At 64.8% G+C, this 796-nt stretch carries 1 protein-coding gene and 1 pseudogene; one reads left to right on the top strand and one right to left on the bottom strand.

All coding sequences use genetic code 11. From position 1 onward, the window contains the following. A pseudogene (locus NS334_RS16055) lies at window positions 1-517 on the bottom strand (hypothetical protein); the annotation flags it as partial. A 32-nt stretch (window positions 518-549) separates the two neighbouring features. Here NS334_RS16055 and NS334_RS16060 point away from each other — a divergent pair. Beyond that, the coding region (locus tag NS334_RS16060) for an alpha/beta fold hydrolase (protein WP_241491998.1) at window positions 550-796 on the top strand (247 nt) is incomplete at its 3' end.

Here is a 796-nt window from a genome sequence, read left to right on the forward strand (position 1 = left end):
GTATAAGGGAAATGGCGTTCTCGCTGATCCGGTATTCGTCCGGGAGCTTGATGTCGCCCTTCTTGATGGCGTCGAACACCACCTCGGCGGTCATCAGCTTCATCATGCTGGAGGGCGCGCGCAGCTCGTCGGCATTCTTCTCGAACAGCACGCTGCCCGAGGAGGCCTCGACCAGGATCGCGGTCGGCGCGTCACCGTCGAATCCGGCGTCTTCCTTCTTGGCGCCCTGGACGCTGTTGTTGGCGGCATAGACCACGCCGCCGCAGCCGATCGCCAGCGCGACCGCGGCCGCGATCAGGCCGCGCCCGGCGCGAGCTGACAACGTGCGGGGAACTGCGGTCTGGGCTGCCATCGGCGATGTCCTGAAAGACTGCGTTCTAACAGCTGGAAGGATCGCAAACAACTCAGGTTGCGCCGCGTGGGCAAGGCCGGCTGGATTGCCTGCTGCGTTGAACGTCCGTATCTTCGGAACTAACGACAGCAAAACCGGCAAACAAGGCGGAAACGCGAATGTCATCCTCCCGAACCATTTCCGCCAACGGCATCGACATGTTCGTGCGCGAGGCCGGCCACGGCCCGCTGGTCGTGCTCTGCCATGGCTGGCCGGAACTGTCCTACTCGTGGCGGCACCAGATCGCAGCGCTCGCAGCCGCGGGCTTCCGGGTCGCAGCACCCGATATGCGCGGCTTCGGCCGGACCGCCGCGCCGGCCGACATCGGTGCCTACACGATCTTCGATACCGTCGGCGACATGGTCGCGCTGGTGGCTGCGCTCGGCGAGAAGAAAGCAATGATCG

This window comes from Sphingomonas endophytica (assembly GCF_001476895.1).
In the GTDB taxonomy this organism is placed as follows: domain Bacteria; phylum Pseudomonadota; class Alphaproteobacteria; order Sphingomonadales; family Sphingomonadaceae; genus Sphingomonas; species Sphingomonas endophytica_A.